The sequence below is a fragment of the Cronobacter sp. 153480017-3 genome (assembly GCF_053627815.1).
On record NZ_JBSEYN010000002.1, the window covers coordinates 472,822 to 488,308 of the forward strand.

Below are 15,487 nucleotides of genomic sequence, written 5' to 3' on the forward strand. Positions count from 1 at the left end.
AAACGGTCAAGCAGATTTTTTTCTTTCTTTATCGTTCGGTTAAGGGTTAAACGAAATGGCGTTTTCTCCTGCAAAACCCGCCATTACAGCCCTCAATACCGCCTGATATCCCTTCATTCGCTTCGCTTATCGCATTTTCTGTACCAGGCTTAAACCACAACTATGAGACAGAGAATGTGGAGCACTATGAAAGAGCGAAATCGTACTATCGGCATCGCGCCTTATGGCGGATCGGCGGGCGGCTGGGGCGCACTGAAGGCCGTTGCTGACGCTATCCGCGGCCAGATGTCGATGAAGCAGGACGTGATTGCCCTGTTCAAAGTCAATCAGCCGCAGGGGTTTGACTGCCCTGGCTGTGCCTGGCCCGATCCGCAGCACGCCTCGTCGTTTGAGTTTTGCGAAAACGGCGCGAAAGCGGTCTCCTGGGAGGCCACCAGCAAACGCACCACGCCGGAATTTTTCGCGGCGCATACCGTCAGCGAACTGTGGGAGCGCAATGCGTTTGAGCTGGAAGGCGAGGGGCGGCTGACGCACCCGATGAAATACGACGTGGCTAGCGATACCTATCAACCCATTGAATGGGAAACGGCGTTTCAGGAGATTGGCGAGCGCCTGCGCAGCTATGACGACCCCGACAGCGTGGAGTTTTACACCTCGGGGCGCGCCTCTAACGAAGCCGCATTCCTGTGGCAGCTGTTCGCCCGCGAATATGGCACCAACAACTTCCCGGATTGCTCCAACATGTGCCACGAACCGACCAGCGTCGGCTTGCCAGAATCTATCGGCGTTGGCAAAGGCACCGTAGAGCTTGACGATTTCGACCACTGCGACCTGGTGCTGTGCATCGGTCATAATCCCGGCACAAATCACCCCCGTATGCTCGGCACGCTGCGCGAAGTCTCGAAGCGTGGCGCGACTATTGTCGCTATTAACCCGCTTCGCGAGCGCGGTCTGGAACGCTTTACCTCGCCGCAAAGCCCTATTGAGATGCTGTCGTTGAGTTCCACTGCGCTCGCCTCGACGTACTATAAAGTGCGCGTCGGCGGCGACGCGGCCATGCTCAAAGGCGTAATGAAAATTTTGCTCTCCATGCATGAAGAGGCGCTGGCGAACGGTGAGCCGGGCATCATTGATGAGGCGTTTATCCGTGAGCATACCGAAGGGTTTGAGGCGCTAAAGGCGGATCTCGACGCGACCGAGTGGGATCATATTTTGAAAGTCTCTGGTATGGAGCGCAAAGAAATCCAGAATGTCGCGCGTCTGTATGCAAAGGCGGAGCGGACCATTATCTGTTACGGCATGGGGATAACCCAGCATCAGTACGGGACCCAGAACGTGCAGCAAATCGCCAACCTCCTGCTGCTGCGCGGCAATATCGGCAAAAAAGGCGCAGGCATCTGCCCGCTGCGTGGGCATTCTAACGTGCAGGGCGACCGCACGGTGGGCATCACGGAGATCCCGCCGCAGTCGCTGCTTGACAGTATCGAGCGCGTTTTTGGTTTTAAACCGCCGCAGAAACACGGCCATGGCGCTGTCGCTGCGATTCAGGCGATGCGCGACGGTAAAGCCAAAGCGCTGCTGTGCCTGGGCGGTAATCTGGCCGAGGCGATTTCCGATCCGCAGGTCACATTTCCGGCCATGCGCAATCTCGATTTAGTCGTACATATGGCGACCAAGCTTAACCGTTCGCATCTGCTGCTCGGCAAGCACAACTATATTCTGCCGGTGCTGGGCCGCACGGAAACGGACGTGCAGGCGTCGGGCGAACAGAGCATTACCGTTGAGGATTCGATGTCGATGGTGCACGCCTCGCGCGGCATGCTGCAACCAGCGTCGCCGCACCTGCGCTCAGAGCCCGCTATTGTGGCGGGGCTTGCCAAAGCGACGCTGCCGGAGACGGTCGTCAACTGGGACAAAATGATCGGTGATTACAGTTTTATCCGTGACGCCATCGAGGCGGTGTTCCCGGCGTTCGCGAACTTCAATGAGCGCGTGAAGCAGCCGGGCGGTTTCCGTCTGCGCAACGCCGCCTCGGAGCGCGTCTGGAATACGCCATCCGGCAAGGCGCAGTTTAAGGTGATGCAGGGGATTAATGAGGATCCGCGATCGCTTAAGTGCCACGATCTGGTGCTGACCACGCTGCGCAGCCATGACCAGTACAATACGACGCTGTATGGCCTGAATGACCGCTACCGTGGCGTGACCGGGCGGCGTGACGTGTTGTTTATCAACCCGGATGAGGCAGAAAAACGCGAGCTGCGCGTAGGCGATCAGGTAAACGTGACCGCGCTCGATCCGGACGGCAATCCGACCTCGCGGCGGCTCAATAACCTGACCGTGGTGGTTATCGATATGGCTCCTGGCTCGGTGGGGGCCTATTACCCCGAAGCCAACGTGCTGGTGCCGCTGGACAGTCACGACACGCAAAGCGGGATCCCGGCTTACAAAAGTATCCCAATCGCGATGGAGCGCGTCGCCGAGCCGGTGACGACGTCGGGGGCGCGGCGCTAACCGGTGGGCACCTGCTTTCTCGCGGGCGTGGTGGGTGCGCTGGCGCTTACCCACCCTACGGCAGGTTTTGTAGGGCAGGTAAGCGAAGCGCACCTGCCGTCTGTCGGTATTTGATGGATGTTCTGGCGTTTACCTACCCTGGGAAAGGTTTAGTAGGGCAGGTAAGCGGAGCGCACCTGCCGTTTTCCTGGCGCGATATAAAAACAAAAAAGCCTGAGGGTTAGCTCAGGCTCTTTCTTTGAATATGGCGGTGAGGGAGGGATTGATTCGGCCCGTTGGGCCTCACCCTGCGGGCAGTCAGCTCGCGTGGCTCGCAGACTGTCCCCCTGGCTGCGCCAGTGGTCGAACCCGGGTCGAGGTTTCTCATCCCTCCCGGAGCGGCGCGATATAAAACAAAAAAGCCCGTACTTGCGTACAGGCTCTTTCTTTGAATATGGCGGTGAGGGAGGGATTCGAACCCTCGATACGTTGCCGTATACACACTTTCCAGGCGTGCTCCTTCAGCCACTCGGACACCTCACCATATTGTCATCCCGATGCTGTCGGGACGGGCGCTAATGTAGGGGAAAGGCCCATAGGCGTCAACGTAAATTTAGCGCTTTTCGGCGCGTTTAAACAAACTTCATACAAAATGCGCTTAAAACAACCATTCTTTATCTGGTCCCATGATCCGTAACAGGAATGAATATGTGTCTTTTTTTTAATCGGTCACATTGACAGATTTCTTTAATCTGTGCGACGTAATCAAAAGCGATAAATAATTTGCATGGCAAATAATACAAAAAATAATGACTAAATCGCATGAATACAAGCCGAAGAAATTATCATCTATAGACTAATGAAACAGGCGTGCTGAAATAATTAGAGAGTAAGATAATATTCAATCAATATATATTTCAATTGAATGAAACAATGTAACAAGCACAAAATAAAATTTGCTATTTATCTGGAAACTTTAAAGAAAAATGAGGCAGGGAATTGTCAACTTATTTATCTGCGGATAATATGCGCGGGCATTTCATCATAGCGGATATTTATTCGCAAAAAAAATGGTTTTGGATTAACAATCAAGGAGAAGATATGAAAAAAAAACTCTGTTGGATGGCGCTTGCAGGCGCGCTGACATTTCATGCCGCTTCAGTTTTAGCCGCAGATGGCAAAATTAATTTCACAGGCAAAATTACCGATCAGGCATGTGAAATTGATGATGACGATAAAGTGCTGGATGTGGATCTGGGTGTCTATTCCGTTAATCAGTTTAACGCGACTGCCGGTGTTAAAACGCCGCCTATTCCTGTGAAGATTAAGCTCAAAAACTGCCCGGTTGTGGAATCAGGTGAAAACCCGCACTTTAGCGTTTATCTCACGGGCGATGCCGATCCGGTGAATAAAGATTACCTGAAAGTCGCAGATGGCGGTGCTACCGGCGTGGCGATTGTCATTACAGATGATGAAGGCACGCTTATTCCTATGAACCAGTTCTCTCAGCGTAAATTTGAAATTCCCGATGCGACGATGGATCTCAACCTCATTGCCTATTATGAGTCAACAAGCACCACGGTTGGCGCAGGGGTAGCTAACGGGACAACCGATATTACTTTTGATTATCGCTAATTAAGCAATTATTTAACGTATCATCAAGCCGTTAACACGGGTTAGCGGCTTGTTATTCTTCTTTCAAACTGAGTTGACTATGCGTGCGATGAGAAAATTTATTCTCAGGGTGAATCTTTTTATCTTTCTGCTCTTTATGGTAAATAACGTCACCGCCGGTGGTATTGTCGTTGGCGGCACTCGTATCATTTATGAGGGAAATAAAAAAGAGGCGGCACTGGGCGTCAAAAATAACAGCACTGAGAGCCCCTTTTTATTGCAATCGTGGGTGGATAACGGAGACGGGAAAACGCGCGGCCCTTTTATGGTCACACCGCCGCTATTTCGTATCGAACCTTTGGAAGATCATGAATTGCGTATTGCGAAAACGGGTAGCCTGCCGGAGAATCGCGAATCGTTATTTTATCTGAATATCCGGGCAATTCCGCCCTCATTACCGGACGCGGTCAATACTCTCAAGCTTGTGGTGAAAACCCGCCTCAAGCTGTTTTACCGCCCGCAGGCGCTGGTTGCCGACGCGCAGACGGCTTATAAACAGCTCACATTTCATCTCGCCGCTGGTCAACTGGTGGCCGAAAACCCGACGCCCTTTTACATGGTATTTGACAGCCTGAAGGTGGGAGCAACACGTATTCAGAGCGCTGATATGCTCGCGCCTTTCGCAAACCAGCACTTTACGCTGCCTGCAACGGAAACCGGGCGAGAAGTGAGCTGGCGCGTCATCAATGATTATGGCGGCGTGACAAAACCTGAGACTCGCCATCTGTGAGCCTGACAGCAAGGAATGCGCCAGTGAAAATAAAAATTAATGCCTTAAACCCGGGGTTGCCCGGGCGTGCTTTCGCGTCGGTGCTGGCCACTACGCTGACTTTCACTGCGGGTGGCTTTTACAATGCTTATGCGCAGGAGAGAGTCTGGTTTGATCCGGCGCTTATGGAGCAGGGTGATCCGGGCCAGCGCGGTGTCGATCTCTCCATTTTTAGCGTGAAAGACCAGCTCCCCGCGGGCAACTACCCGCTGCGCATTCGGCTTAACGACAGCGAGATGTTTACCCGAACGATTCCTCTGACGGTGGATGCGAGCGGAGAAACCCATCCGGTTATTACGCCTGCGCTGTTACAGGAACTCAACGTCAAAACCGACGCCTATCCGGCGCTGGCGGCCCTGGCACCGATTGAGGATATTGGCGCGCTGATACCGGCGGCATCGGTGCGGCTTAATACGCATCGGATGGCGCTGGAAGTCAGTATTCCGCAGGCGGCGTTGCGTCACACTGCCCGGGGCTATGTCGATCCACAATACTGGGATGACGGCGTCCCGGCGTTATTTAGCAACTACACGTTTAACGGTACGGATACGCATAGCGATGTGGGCGAGAGCGATTCTTCACGGTATCTCAACCTGCAGAACGGACTGAATATTGGCCCGTGGCGCGTTCGTAACTATTCCACCTGGAACAAAAGCGACGACGAGACGCACTGGGACTCGATCTACACCTACGTGCAGCGGGATATTAAACCCTGGCGTTCACAGTTAACGCTTGGGGAAAGTTATTCCCCGTCAGCCATCTTTGACAGCGTGAAATTCAAAGGCGCGCAGCTCGCATCCGACGATAATATGCTACCTGACAGCCTGCGTGGGTTTGCGCCGGTGATCCGGGGCATCGCAAATTCCAGTGCCGAAGTGACGGTACGCCAGAATGGCTACATCATTTTTCGCGATACCGTGGCGCCGGGGGCGTTTGAAATCAGCGATCTCTATCCCACCTCGCATAGCGGCGATCTGGAGGTCACCATTAAAGAGGCTGATGGCAAAGAGCGACGTTTCATTCAGCCCTTTTCCGCCGTACCGATCATGCAGCGGCCTGGTCAGGTGAAATACAGCCTGACGGCGGGTGAGTACGATCCAAACAGTGCTGAAGATGCTACACCGACGTTTGCGCAGGGGACGATGATTTATGGCGTCAATAATCAGCTGACGCTTTACGGCGGTGCAATGGGCGCTGATACCTGGCAGGCCGCCGCGTTAGGGGTAGGCGTTGGGCTGGATGAATGGGGGTCGGTCTCACTTGATATCACGCATGCGCGCAGTCAGTTACAGAATGACACCACATCGTCAGGCGAGTCTTATCGTTTTCAGTACTCCAAAAACATTGCGCTGACGGATACCTCCATCACACTTGCCGGATACCGGTATTCCACCAGTGGTTACTTCGGCTTTGACGAAGCAAACCATGACGCATCCTGGTTCGACGATCGCTACGGCGGGTACTATCAGCAGCGTAGCCAGCTACAAATCAGCATTAGTCAGACGCTCGACAGCATGGGTTCATTTTACCTGAACGGCTATCAGCGTGATTTCTGGAATCGCATGGATAAAGAACAGAACCTTTCTACTGGTTTCGCCTTCTCAGCAGCAGGTGCGACCTGGTCGCTCTCCGCCACGTGGAATAAAACGCAAGAGCAGACTGACCGGCAAATTGCACTCAGCGTCAGCGTGCCGTTGAGCCGTTGGCTCTCTAACAGCTGGGCGACGTTTAACGTGAGCCAGAATCAGGATGGCGACACGCGTTACCAGAGCGGCCTCAGTGGCACGCTGATGGATGACGGCAGGCTTAGCTATTCGCTTCAGCAGAGCTATAACCAGGCGGGACAAGAAGGCGATAACACCGCCGACAGCAGCGCCGATGTGAACTACAAATCACGTTTCGCCAATATGAGCCTGGGGTATTACCACGCCGATGATTCGCAGCAGTGGAATTACGGTGTCTCTGGCGCGCTGGTGGTCCACCCTCATGGCATCACCTTTTCTCAGCCGCTCGGCGACGCTTTCGCGCTGGTGGATACCAATGGCGCAGGCGATATCCGCTTTAAAAACCAGGCCGGGGTGGCAACCGACTGGCTGGGCTATGCCGTCATTCCCTGGCTCACACCCTATGAGAGAAATGAACTGTCGCTTGATACCACCACACTGCCTGCGGGTGTCGATGCCGACAACACGCACATGACGCTTATCCCGAACAAAGGCGCACTGGTTTATGCCCGTTTTGACGCGCGTAAAGGATCTCGGGTGTTGCTGACCCTGCGACAGGCGAACGGTCAGCCTGTGCCGTTTGGCGCGCTGGTCACGCTGGAGAGTATTGAAAACTATGAAAGTATGGTGGATGAGGGCGGCGTGGTGTATCTGTCCGGCGTCAAACAGAACGGTATGGCGCAGGTGAAATGGGGAAACCACTCCGGGCAACAGTGCAAAGCCCCTGTTGTTTTACACGACGCGGCATCAGGCGAAAGTGATTTGCTATCGCTGACCGCCGTGTGCCGATAATAAGAGAACGACCTTATGTTAAGAAAACTATCAGGCGTAATAGTGGTTTGCGCGGCGCTAAACACACCGCATTTGCAGGCAGCTACGGGTTTCTGCAATACCACGAACGGCCCCAAAATTTATACCGTCGATGCGAGCATGTCGGTCTCCGATCCTGATAATAACCAGACCGGGAAAACATTTACCGAACGGTTTGGTTCCTCAGAAAATTACAGCGCGCATTGCGATTGCGATGATAGCGACCTCAACAAAGATCCGCACCCAGGCGCGTACTATAAAGGTGAGTATCTCGCCCCCGCCACTCAATATGGCAGCGCATATTATATACATGTTAATGACAATATTGAGCTTGCGGCAGCCATCAACATCGCTAATGTGGGGGATGTGCAGGTGCCCTTTACCGATATCTGGAACAAAAAAAATAATGGCTGTTCACTTAACAGTTTTACTACCGGGCAGAGTGGCGTGCTGGCATTTCGCATCAGCAAGCCTTTTTTTGGGCAGATGACGATTCCGCAAATGGCTGTGGCGGCGATTTACGGCACCGTAAGGCCAGGTCAATATTCCAGCGAGCCGATGGCTAAAGTCTTCGTTGAAGGCACTATCACCGTGCCGCAAAGCTGTGAAATCAATGCAGGCGAGGTGATCTCCGTAGATTTCGGCACCATTTTTGCCAAAAATTTCGCGACACGCGGCCATAAACCGGAAGGATTCGTGGATAAAAAAACAACCATTGCCTATATCTGTAAAAATATCAGCGATGGCGTGACGTTAACGATGACGTTTTCCGGCGCGCCAGCGAACGGCATCCCGGAGGCGCTCGCCACTACAAACCCGGATGTCGGAGTATTGATTAAAGATGACAGCGAGCAGGTCATCCCGGTCAATACAGGAGAGGTGCCAATGCCGCTGGATCCGTCAACCGATATGACCAACCGCACTGGCAAGGTCGATATCCTTACGGCACCGGTGAACCTTAGCGGTAATACGCCGCAAATGGGTGAATTTTCCGGCTCAGCATCAATTACCATCGATATTCGCTGATCCTTTCCGCTTTCTTCTGACAGCCGCCCCAAAGGCGGCTGATTTTGTTATGGTTAATCCCATTGACCTGTCAGGAGAAGCGCCGTGGACATCCTCTTTTACCATCCCACTTTTGATATCAGCGAGTGGGCGGCTTTACTGCAACGCCATCTGCCGCAGGCGCGCTTGCGTGCCTGGCAGCCCGGCGACAATGCCGCCGCAGATTACGCGCTGGTCTGGCATCCGCCGTATGACATGCTACGCGGACGCGTGGATCTGAAGGCGATTTTCGCCCTCGGCGCGGGCGTCGATTCGCTGTTAAGTCGTTTGAATGAATACCCGGATCTGCTGCCGTCCGGCGTGCCGCTGTATCGGATGGAGGATACCGGTATGGCCGCCCAAATGCAGGAGTACGCCATAAGCCAGGTGCTGCACTGGTTCCGCCGCTTCGACGATTACGCCGCGCTACAGCGCAAGGCGCGCTGGGAGCCGCTTGAGGAGTATCGCCATGCGGATTTCCAGGTAGGCGTCCTCGGCGCGGGCGTGCTCGGCGGCCAGGTGGCGCAGAGTCTGAGCCGCATGGGGTTTCCTGTGCGCTGCTGGAGCCGCAGCCGCAAAGCGCTGCCTGGCGTTGAAAGCTTTGCGGGGCCCGATGAACTACCAGCTTTTCTGCGCGGCACACGGGTGCTGATTAATCTTCTGCCTAACACGCCGGAAACGGTGGGCATTATTAACGCGCACTTGCTGGCGGCGCTTAACGACAACGCGTATGTCCTGAACCTGGCGCGCGGCGTTCATCTGGTGGAAGAGGATCTACTGGCCGCACTGGATCGCGGGAAAGTGAAGGGCGCGATGCTGGATGTTTTTCAGCAGGAGCCGTTGCCGCATGAGAGCCCGCTCTGGCGCCACCCGCGCGTGCGAATTACGCCTCACGTCGCAGCCGTTACCCGGCCTGAAGAAGCGGTGGCCTTTATCGCACAGAGTATCGCGCGCATTGAGCGCGGCGACATGCCGCAAGGCCAGGTCGATGTGGCGCGCGGCTACTAGCGCCCCGGCGATTCGGCTAAAAATCGCCGGGGATACCTGTTATCCTTGCACAAAATCACAGAGGAGAGCGCCATGTATCCCGTTGACCTGCATATGCACACCGTCGCCAGCACCCATGCCTACAGCAACCTGCATGATTACATCGCCGCGGCGAAGCAAAAAGGTGTCCGGCTTCTGGCTATCACCGATCACGGCCCGGACATGGCGGATGCGCCGCATCACTGGCACTTTATTAATATGCGTATCTGGCCGCGCGTCGTGGATGGCGTCGGCATTCTGCGCGGTATCGAAGCGAATATTAAAAACCGTGAAGGCGAGATTGACTGCACCGGCCCGATGCTCGATTCACTCGATCTGATTGTTGCGGGCTTCCACGAGCCGGTATTTGCGCCGCAGGATAAAGAGGCGAATACCGAAGCGATGATCGCGACGATGGCAAGCGGCACGGTGCATATCATCAGCCACCCCGGAAACCCGAAATATCCCGTCGATATTCCGGCTGTCGCCGCTGCTGCCGCCAAATATCAGGTCGCGCTTGAAATTAATAACTCATCGTTTACCCACTCCCGTAAAGGCAGCGGACCAAACTGCAAAGCGATCGCCGCCGCGGTACGCGATGCGGGCGGCTGGGTGGCGCTGGGGTCGGACTCCCATACTGCGTTTACGCTCGGCGATTTCCATGAATGCCGCAAGGTGCTGGATGAGGTCGATTTCCCGGAGGATCGCATCCTTAACGTGTCGCCGCGCCGTCTGCTCGATTTTCTTGAAACCCGCGGAATGACGCCGATTGCTGAATTTGCCGCCCTTTAATTTTGTCTGAAATGGAATCTGTTAATGAATGAGTTTTCAATAATTTGCCGCCTGCTTGGCTCGCTCTGGTACCGTGCGCCGCAGGATCCGGTTGTGGCACCGATTTACGGTCTTATCCGCGAAGGCAAGCTCGCGCAGAACTGGCCGCTGGAGCAGGATGAGCTACTGGCGCGGCTGCAAAAAAATGCCCAGTTGGACGCCGTCGAGGCAGATTATCAGGCGCTGTTTGGTCAGGATGACGCCCGCGTGTCGCCGTTGCGTTCCGCCTGGGTGGCAGAGAGTAGCGAGCAGGAGATTCGCGCCTTTTTAACCGCGCGCGGCATGCCGCTCGGCGAGGCGCCGGCGGATCATTTTGGTCTGCTGCTGCTCGCGGCCTCATGGCTTGAAGATCAGTCTGCAGAAGATGAAATTGAAGCGCAGGAAACCTTATTCGGCGAGTTCCTGATCCCGTGGTATGAAACGTTCCTCGGCAAAGTGGAAGCGCACGCCGCCACGCCATTCTGGCGCACGCTGGCGCAGATCACGCGTGAAGCCATCCAGGCGATGTGGGAAGAACTGCAGGAAGAGGAAGAAGAGGGGGATGCGGAGTAACTTTTAAATGTGATTAATATCACATTTAAAATGTAACTTACTGTGCGTTATTTCATGTGACGTGCGGCAGATCGCATTTCTCAGGCGGCGTTTTGTTAAGATACGCCGCCATGAACAGACACTTTTCTCTCGCATTAACGACCGGCCTGCTCTCCGCCCTCTGGGCGTGGGCCGCTGTCGCACTCGGCCTGCCTTCCTGGGCAGGCTTTCTCGGCTGTACGGCCTGGTTCGCCAGCCCCAAAGGCGGCGTTACTGGCTTTCTGACTATTCTCTTTACGCTTGGCAGCGGTGTGCTGTGGGCGCAGGTAATTATCGCCGGTAGCGCTGTAGCGCCTGGAATCACGTGGTTAAGCTACGCCATGACCGGTGTAGTGGCGTTTCTGATGTGTATTCAGTCGCGCCAGACGCTACTCAGTTTCGTACCGGGAACTTTTATCGGTGCCTGCGCTACGTTTGCCGCACAGGGCGACTGGAAAAGCGTGCTGCCCGCGCTGCTGCTGGGCCTGCTCTTTGGTGTGGCGATGAAAGCCAGTGGGCAATGGCTTGCCGGACGCGCAGCGCCAAAAAGCACCACGGTTGCTGAGTGAAATAAAACCCGCTCAGGCGGGTTTTTTCTTATCCCGCTTCTGTTCATGAATTTTCTTCTCGCAGTCTTTACTCACCTTTATGGGCGCGATGCTTTTACCTGCCAGTCACAATTTTTGCGTTGAATACTTTCCTGAAGCGTAATTGTAATTTATATGTTAATTACAAGTTAAAATACCTCTGGGGAACTATTATCATGGTTAATTGGTTTCGTGTTGCTGTGATGAGTGTTGCAGTTGCAGGTTTCTCTGGCGCAACCCTGGCGCAGTCGGGTGGAACGATTACCTTTCATGGCGCGATTGTCGAAGAAGGCTGTGCGGTCGCGCACCAGACGACGCACATTGAAGTATCGTGCTCGCATGGCACTAAGATGTACCGACAGACGCTCTCTCTGCGCGGCTCGGGTGTACGCGAACGCCATTCTGAGTGGGTGCATAGCCGCCTCGATTACCTCAATCCCTCGCATACGCTGGGTATCCTGACACTGACCTACCGCTGAGCAGGTTTTGGCGGCAGCCTCCCGGTGTGCTGTTCTACACTTTAGGGAACACAAATGGTCAGGAGAGAAGTATGTCCGGACGTATCAATGTGGTGCAGGGTGATATCACCCTCATCGATGTCGACGTTATCGTCAACGCCGCCAATCCCTCATTGATGGGCGGCGGCGGGGTGGATGGCGCTATTCATCGTGCCGCCGGACCGGCGCTGCTCGCCGCCTGCAGGCAGGTGCGCCAGCAGCAGGGCGAATGTCAGCCAGGCCACGCGGTGATAACCGAAGCGGGCGATCTCGCCGCGAAAGCCGTCGTACATACGGTGGGCCCGGTCTGGCGCGGGGGGCAGGATAACGAACCGCAACTGCTGGCGGATGCCTATCGCAACAGCCTTCAGCTTGTCGCCGCCAATGGTTACAACAGTGTGGCGTTCCCGGCGATCAGCACCGGCATCTACGGTTACCCGAAAGCGGCAGCGGCGCAAATCGCCTTTGAGACCGTTTCAGACTATCTCACCAGGCACCCTCAACCGAAGCAGGTATACTTTGTCTGTTATGACGAAGAAAATTTCCTGCTTTACCAGCGGTTACTGGGACAATACGACGAACAGCCGGGCGCATAACACCCGGCTCGGACGCGCTATTGCGCCGACGACGGCGCAGCACCCCAACCACAGTGGTTTACATCCGCTTGATGACAGCCTCGACGCCTTCGCTGCCCGCTACCTGCTGGCGGAGATGGCGGAGCAGACTATCGACGTCCAGTACTATATCTGGGAAGACGATATGTCCGGGCGGTTGCTGTTTGGCGCACTGCTGGCGGCGGCGCGACGCGGCGTGCGGGTGCGTATTCTGCTGGATGATAACAATACGGTAGGCATGGACAGCACGCTGCGGCTGCTGAATGCCCATCCGAATATTGAAATCCGTCTTTTCAACCCTTTCTCTTTTCGAACGCTACGCGCGCTCGGCTATCTCACCGATTTCGCCAGGCTCAACCGCCGGATGCATAACAAAAGCTTCACGGTGGATGGCGAAGTGACGATCATTGGCGGGCGCAACGTCGGTGATGCATATTTCGGCGCGGGCGAACAGCCGCTGTTTTCCGATCTCGATGTCCTGGCGATTGGCCCGGTGGTGGAGGAAGTCACGCAGGATTTCGAACGCTACTGGCGCAGTCGGTCAGTCTCGACGCTCGATAACGTGCTGGATGTCGAGGCCGAAGAGATAGACGCCCGCGTGCAGTTGCCGCCGCACTGGAAGGACGATCCGGTGGCGCAGCGCTACCTTGAGCGTCTGGAGAGTACGCGCTTTGCGAGCTATATCGAAACCCGCACACTCCCGCTGGTGTGGGCCAAAACGCGGCTGTTAAGCGACGATCCGCGCAAAGGGCAGGGGAGAGCGCGCCGACATACCCTACTTCCGCAGCGCATGATGACGCACATCGGCGAGCCCAAATCGCAGTTCGATATCATCTCCTCCTATTTTGTGCCGACGCGCGGCGGCGTGGCGATGCTACTGGCGCTGCGTCGTAAAGGTGTGAGGATCGCCATACTCACCAATTCGCTGGCGGCGAACGATGTCGCGGTCGTTCACGCGGGGTACGCACGCTGGCGTAAAAAATTGCTGCGTCACGGCGTCGAACTGTATGAACTGAAACCGACGCGCGACGCCGGGCGCGTACCGCATGACCGCGGGCTGACCGGCAATTCCGGCTCCAGCCTGCATGCCAAAACCTTCAGCGTCGATGGAAATCAGGTGTTTATCGGCTCGTTTAATTTCGATCCGCGCTCGGCGATGCTCAATACCGAAATGGGTTTTGTGATTGAAAGCGAAACGCTGGCGGGCGCGATTCATAAGCGCTTTACGCGCACGCGGCGCGAGGCGGCCTGGGCGCTGCGTCTCGACCGTTGGGGGCGCATCAACTGGATAGAAGAGAAAGACGGTCAGGAGATTGTCTGGAAAAAGGAGCCGAAAACGCGCTTCTGGCAGCGCCTTTTGGTGCGCCTTGTGTATCGTCTGCCGGTTGAGTGGATGCTCTGAAAGCACGCGCCGCGAGGGCGCGTGTCACTATCACCCCGTCGCGGTACCCGGCGACGGAGTTTTATTTTGCGGCTTGCCTGAGAACAGAAAGCGCAGTAGCGGAATGCGCAGATGGGCCTCATACAGCGCCACCGCAATGCCAATCACAAATACCAGGCCTGCGATAAAGCCCAGCGCGTTCGAGTGAATGTGTGGCGTGATATATGCGCCGAAGAACAGCGTCAGCGGGTGGTGCACCAGATAGATAAACAGCGAAGCGTTAACAAAATAAGTGACCCGCGCTGATTTGAAATTCAGCAGGCGGTGGCCGAGCGAGAACACCACATTCACCATCCACAGGCCCATTAGCATGCTGATGACGTTGTCGGTTTCATACATCCAGGCGTCGCCGCTGCCGTATCGCTGGTTCAGCAGATAGGCGACAAAGGCCACCGCTGAGCCCACCGCGCAGCCAGGCGAGAAGGTGGTAAAGCGGTTTTTCAGCGAGGCGTGTTTAAACGCCAGCGCGCCGAGAATAAAAAACGGCGAATAAAACAGGGTCTGCATCACCACAAAATTAAACAGCCCGTCGCTTAATATCGGCGCGTAGACGATAAAAATAAAACGGCGCAAAGCAGCAAACGCGACACCAAAAAGTAAAAACAGCGCTGAGAGTTTTCCTAATGTCAGTCGTTCAGCCAGCGCCGCGCTTTTTTCTTCCGGGACGTTTTTTATCCACTGAAATATCAGCAGACCGAGCGTCGTGAAAACCACCAGCACTAACAAAAACCATAAATGCGACGTGAGTTCCCACACCAGCGTATTGTATTTGTCGTAACCGGAAAGCGTATGCCAGCTATCGGCGCGGCCTTTGACATATTGCAGCATCAAAAATTGCGGCAGTGTGAGCAAGGGGATCGCGGTCAGCATCGGAATGCCGACACGCTCCACGCGTACTTTCCACCAGCGTTTTCGCGGGTAACGCAGGAACAGCATGTAGGAAAAATATCCTGAAATAACAAAGAAGACCTGCATGCGGAAGGCGTGGATGAAATCATTGAAGACGGTCAAACCCGCAGACGGCGTCAAGCTGTTGACATGCCACTGATGCGTGGAATAGATCAGCGAAATATGAAACGGGATGCCAAGGAGCATCAACCATGCGCGTATGGAATCGAGAAAAAATTCTCTCTGTGTTGGTGTCGTCATATCACTCCATAAAATCTCGGACTATTCGCCTTATCCCTCAGGCTGATTCTGTTTTAGATTCGGCCCCCACCCTACAGGAAGGCCGCGACACAGTCTCCAGGACAAATTCGCAAAGCGAAAATGGCGCGCATTCATTTGCTTAATCGCTGAACCGACGTGCTGAACAAAGCGGGGATTGTGTTGTCGGAAACCGCAAGTTTCCATTAAAATGGATGGGATTGATTTAAGCACACAAAGGGGGAAGTGCTTAGTTATATGAAA

At 54.9% G+C, this 15,487-nt stretch carries 13 protein-coding genes, 1 tRNA gene and 1 other RNA gene; 12 read left to right on the plus strand and 3 right to left on the minus strand.

Features of this window, described 5'->3' with window-relative positions:
- The first annotated feature begins 186 nt into the window (after nt 1-186).
- Nucleotides 187-2,511 (plus strand): FdhF/YdeP family oxidoreductase, encoded by a 2,325-nt coding sequence (locus ACUW6V_RS06635; protein WP_454038150.1) that lies wholly within the window; start codon nt 187-189, stop codon nt 2,509-2,511.
- Between the two features lie 245 nt (nt 2,512-2,756).
- Here the strand turns inward: ACUW6V_RS06635 and ACUW6V_RS06640 are convergent.
- Together ACUW6V_RS06640 and ACUW6V_RS06645 are read right to left on the minus strand one after the other, a co-directional pair.
- Nucleotides 2,757-2,899: non-coding RNA, RtT sRNA (locus ACUW6V_RS06640), on the minus strand.
- A 46-nt stretch (nt 2,900-2,945) separates the two neighbouring features.
- Nucleotides 2,946-3,033, minus strand: a tRNA-Ser gene (locus tag ACUW6V_RS06645).
- A gap of 558 nt (nt 3,034-3,591) precedes the next feature.
- Between ACUW6V_RS06645 and ACUW6V_RS06650 the strand changes: the two genes are divergently transcribed.
- The 11 genes from ACUW6V_RS06650 to ACUW6V_RS06700 all read left to right on the plus strand — a co-directional run bounded on the left by ACUW6V_RS06650 (nt 3,592) and on the right by ACUW6V_RS06700 (nt 14,038).
- Nucleotides 3,592-4,125, plus strand: a complete 534-nt coding sequence (locus ACUW6V_RS06650) for a fimbrial protein (protein ID WP_454038151.1) — start codon at nt 3,592-3,594, stop codon at nt 4,123-4,125.
- A 79-nt stretch (nt 4,126-4,204) separates the two neighbouring features.
- On the plus strand, nt 4,205-4,894 hold the full coding sequence (locus tag ACUW6V_RS06655; protein ID WP_105575978.1) for a fimbrial biogenesis chaperone: 690 nt from the start codon (nt 4,205-4,207) through the stop codon (nt 4,892-4,894).
- Between the two features lie 23 nt (nt 4,895-4,917).
- Complete coding sequence (locus ACUW6V_RS06660) at nt 4,918-7,449, plus strand: fimbria/pilus outer membrane usher protein (protein WP_454038152.1); 2,532 nt, start codon at nt 4,918-4,920, stop codon at nt 7,447-7,449.
- Nucleotides 7,450-7,464: 15 nt separating this feature from the next.
- Nucleotides 7,465-8,493 (plus strand): fimbrial protein, encoded by a 1,029-nt coding sequence (locus ACUW6V_RS06665; protein WP_234006348.1) that lies wholly within the window; start codon nt 7,465-7,467, stop codon nt 8,491-8,493.
- A gap of 84 nt (nt 8,494-8,577) precedes the next feature.
- Nucleotides 8,578-9,519, plus strand: a complete 942-nt coding sequence (ghrA, locus tag ACUW6V_RS06670) for a glyoxylate/hydroxypyruvate reductase GhrA (RefSeq protein WP_454038153.1) — start codon at nt 8,578-8,580, stop codon at nt 9,517-9,519.
- Nucleotides 9,520-9,591: 72 nt separating this feature from the next.
- Nucleotides 9,592-10,329, plus strand: a complete 738-nt coding sequence (locus ACUW6V_RS06675) for a phosphatase (RefSeq protein WP_038880987.1) — start codon at nt 9,592-9,594, stop codon at nt 10,327-10,329.
- A gap of 24 nt (nt 10,330-10,353) precedes the next feature.
- Nucleotides 10,354-10,920, plus strand: a complete 567-nt coding sequence (locus tag ACUW6V_RS06680; protein WP_454038154.1) for a TorD/DmsD family molecular chaperone — start codon at nt 10,354-10,356, stop codon at nt 10,918-10,920.
- A gap of 110 nt (nt 10,921-11,030) precedes the next feature.
- Entirely contained in the window at nt 11,031-11,507 is a 477-nt protein-coding gene (locus ACUW6V_RS06685; protein ID WP_004385249.1) for a DUF1097 domain-containing protein, read from the plus strand.
- Between the two features lie 194 nt (nt 11,508-11,701).
- Nucleotides 11,702-12,004 (plus strand): type 1 fimbrial protein, encoded by a 303-nt coding sequence (locus ACUW6V_RS06690; protein WP_087600351.1) that lies wholly within the window; start codon nt 11,702-11,704, stop codon nt 12,002-12,004.
- Between the two features lie 71 nt (nt 12,005-12,075).
- Nucleotides 12,076-12,618: an O-acetyl-ADP-ribose deacetylase gene (gene ymdB, locus ACUW6V_RS06695; RefSeq protein ID WP_012125107.1), complete on the plus strand. Its 543-nt coding sequence runs from the start codon at nt 12,076-12,078 to the stop codon at nt 12,616-12,618.
- Nucleotides 12,551-14,038, plus strand: coding sequence for a phospholipase D family protein (locus ACUW6V_RS06700; RefSeq protein ID WP_148735955.1), 1,488 nt, complete (start codon nt 12,551-12,553; stop codon nt 14,036-14,038). Before ymdB ends, ACUW6V_RS06700 begins: the two co-directional genes overlap by 68 nt.
- Nucleotides 14,039-14,068: 30 nt before the next feature.
- On the opposite strand, the gene mdoC is transcribed toward ACUW6V_RS06700, so the two are convergent.
- Nucleotides 14,069-15,226, minus strand: a complete 1,158-nt coding sequence (mdoC, locus tag ACUW6V_RS06705; protein ID WP_038880973.1) for a glucans biosynthesis protein MdoC — start codon at nt 15,224-15,226, stop codon at nt 14,069-14,071.
- Nucleotides 15,227-15,487: the final 261 nt, after the last annotated feature.

Excerpts from the sequence above, each read along its gene's own strand:
- ACUW6V_RS06635 (WP_454038150.1), top strand. The coding sequence starts at position 187 with ATGAAAGAGCGAAATCGTACTATCGGCATCGCGCCTTATGGCGGATCG.
- ACUW6V_RS06650 (WP_454038151.1), top strand. The coding sequence starts at position 3,592 with ATGAAAAAAAAACTCTGTTGGATGGCGCTTGCAGGCGCGCTGACATTT.
- ACUW6V_RS06655 (WP_105575978.1), top strand. The coding sequence starts at position 4,205 with ATGCGTGCGATGAGAAAATTTATTCTCAGGGTGAATCTTTTTATCTTT.
- ACUW6V_RS06665 (WP_234006348.1), top strand. The coding sequence starts at position 7,465 with ATGTTAAGAAAACTATCAGGCGTAATAGTGGTTTGCGCGGCGCTAAAC.
- ACUW6V_RS06675 (WP_038880987.1), top strand. The coding sequence starts at position 9,592 with ATGTATCCCGTTGACCTGCATATGCACACCGTCGCCAGCACCCATGCC.
- ACUW6V_RS06680 (WP_454038154.1), top strand. The coding sequence starts at position 10,354 with ATGAATGAGTTTTCAATAATTTGCCGCCTGCTTGGCTCGCTCTGGTAC.
- ACUW6V_RS06685 (WP_004385249.1), top strand. The coding sequence starts at position 11,031 with ATGAACAGACACTTTTCTCTCGCATTAACGACCGGCCTGCTCTCCGCC.
- ACUW6V_RS06690 (WP_087600351.1), top strand. The coding sequence starts at position 11,702 with ATGGTTAATTGGTTTCGTGTTGCTGTGATGAGTGTTGCAGTTGCAGGT.
- ymdB (WP_012125107.1), top strand. The coding sequence starts at position 12,076 with ATGTCCGGACGTATCAATGTGGTGCAGGGTGATATCACCCTCATCGAT.
- ACUW6V_RS06700 (WP_148735955.1), top strand. The coding sequence starts at position 12,551 with ATGACGAAGAAAATTTCCTGCTTTACCAGCGGTTACTGGGACAATACG.
- mdoC (WP_038880973.1), bottom strand. The coding sequence starts at position 15,226 with ATGACGACACCAACACAGAGAGAATTTTTTCTCGATTCCATACGCGCA.